Origin of the sequence: Acidaminobacter hydrogenoformans DSM 2784, from assembly GCF_900103005.1 — a bacterium.
GTDB lineage: Bacteria > Bacillota > Clostridia > Peptostreptococcales > Acidaminobacteraceae > Acidaminobacter > Acidaminobacter hydrogenoformans.
The window spans coordinates 1-2,102 of record NZ_FMWL01000038.1; the positions used below are offsets into that span (position 1 = coordinate 1).

The following is a 2,102-nucleotide window of genomic DNA, read 5'->3' on the forward strand; positions in this document are numbered from 1 at the left end:
GGATTTGCTTGCAAAGATACGGGCTTAATGTTATACTGTATTTAGTCACATATGTTACTAAAAAGGAGGACGAATATGTACCTCGATTTTCTAGTCAAAATACCAGAAGCAGCAGGTAAAATTACCTACAGAAAACGAGACGACTCCTGTTATGTTTACTATGAGTACGATAGGATCTATGATCCTACGCGAAAATTTACGAACGTAAAGAGAGCGATGATTGGTAAGCAATCCAAAGCTGATCATCTTATGATGCAGCCAAACCAGAACTACCTGAAGTTCTTCCCGGAAGTAGAGCTTCCCGAAGAAAAGGATCGTTCATTAAGAAGCAGTTGTTTGCGAGTCGGGACTTATATAATTCTCCAAAAACTCATCAGAGAAAGCGGAATCCCGGACATGCTCAGCCGGGATTTTAGTAAAAAAGATGTAGGATTGTTCTTGGACATGGCAGCCTATTCGATTATTACTGAAAGTAACGCTGCCCAGTACTATCCAGATTATGCTTATAATCATGCACTATTTACCACAGATATGAGGATTTTCAGTGATGCCAAGGTTTCGGATTTTTTAAAAAATATAACAGATGATCAAAGTGTGGGATTTTTGAATTCATGGAATGAATCAAAAGATCACAGAGAAAAGATCTATATATCCTATGATTCAACGAATAAGAATTGTCAGGCTGGAGATATTGAAATGCTTGAATATGGCAATGCCAAAGTAGATCAGGGATCTCCAATTTTCAATTATTCAATAGCTTATGACACGAGAAACAAAGAACCGCTTTTTTACGAAGCATACCCAGGAAGTATAAATGACGTGTCACAGCTTCAGTTTATGCTGGATAAAGCAAAAGGATACGGCTATAGGAAGATAGGTTTTATACTGGATCGTGGTTACTTCGGCAAGAGAAATATTGAGTACATGGATCAGTGTGGTTATAGCTTTGTGATCATGGTCAAGGGAATGGCATCCCTCGTAAATCAGCTCATTCTGAAACATAAAGGATCATTTGAGAAGAAGAGACTCCATCATATCAGTGAATACAGAGTTTATGGCATGACAGTAAAGAAAAAGCTGTATGCTACGGATGAAAAAGATCGCTATTTTCATATCTATCATAGTATTGATAAGGAAAGTGCAGAGCGCAATATACTGGAGAACCGGATTGATGAAATGACAAAATTCATGAAACGTCATACCAATGAAATGCGCGAATTTGGGGCGGGATTCGAGAGGTATTTTGAACTCTACTATGATGAACAAAACAAGACGTTTCTGTTTCCTGTTGAGAAAGCAGGCGTCATAGAAAGTGAGATTGATTTATGTGGATATTTCTGCATCATAACCTCAGAAAAGATGACTGCAAAAGAAGCTATTGATCTATATAAAAGTCGTGATGTCTCAGAAAAGCTATTTCGGGGTGATAAGTCGTATCTTGGTAATAAGAGTCTTCGTGTGTACTCAGATGAATCGGCATCAGCGAAGATATTTATAGAATTTATTGCGCTGATCATTAGAAGCAAGATCTATACAAGTCTTAAGGAAGAGATGAATAAAATAGATAAAAGGCCGAACTTTATGACGGTCCCTGCGGCAATAAAGGAACTTGAGAAAATTGAGATGGTTAGACAGCTGGACAATGTTTATAGACTGGACCATGCCGTTACAGCAACTCAGAAGACAATACTTAAAGCCTTCGGAATAGACGTTTCCTATGTAAAGTACAAAGCTGCTGAAATAAGTGAATCGCTTATGAATGCAGAAAAAATTTACAAATAAGAGAGGATGCGAAACATGGCGAGAACGGTTGGAATGGATGCGTTGGAACAAAAGATTGAAAAGGCCCAATTGGATGTGGTAAAGGCAAAGGCGAAGTACGATGCGGCGCTTGCAACATTAAAAGATTTGATGGACAAACGCGATGGGTTAAAGCGTGATGAACTTATCGCTGCTATTATGAAAAGTGATAAATCCTACGACCAAATCCTTCAATTTATACAACCAACTGATCAAGAAAAAGGATAGGCTGGAAACAACAAAAAACTCCTGCATCGAGACCTGTGCAGGAGTTTTAGTCACATTTTTTCTGGAAGTTGACA

At 38.3% G+C, this 2,102-nt stretch carries 2 protein-coding genes; both read left to right on the forward strand.

Translation table 11 applies throughout. The features are described 5' to 3' along the window. Positions 1-75: 75 nt before the first annotated feature. Positions 76-1,782 (forward strand): IS1634 family transposase, encoded by a 1,707-nt coding sequence (locus tag BLP63_RS16615; protein ID WP_092593588.1) that lies wholly within the window; start codon positions 76-78, stop codon positions 1,780-1,782. A gap of 15 nt (positions 1,783-1,797) precedes the next feature. Beyond that, positions 1,798-2,028, forward strand: a complete 231-nt coding sequence (locus BLP63_RS16620; protein ID WP_092591620.1) for a hypothetical protein — start codon at positions 1,798-1,800, stop codon at positions 2,026-2,028. Positions 2,029-2,102: the final 74 nt, after the last annotated feature.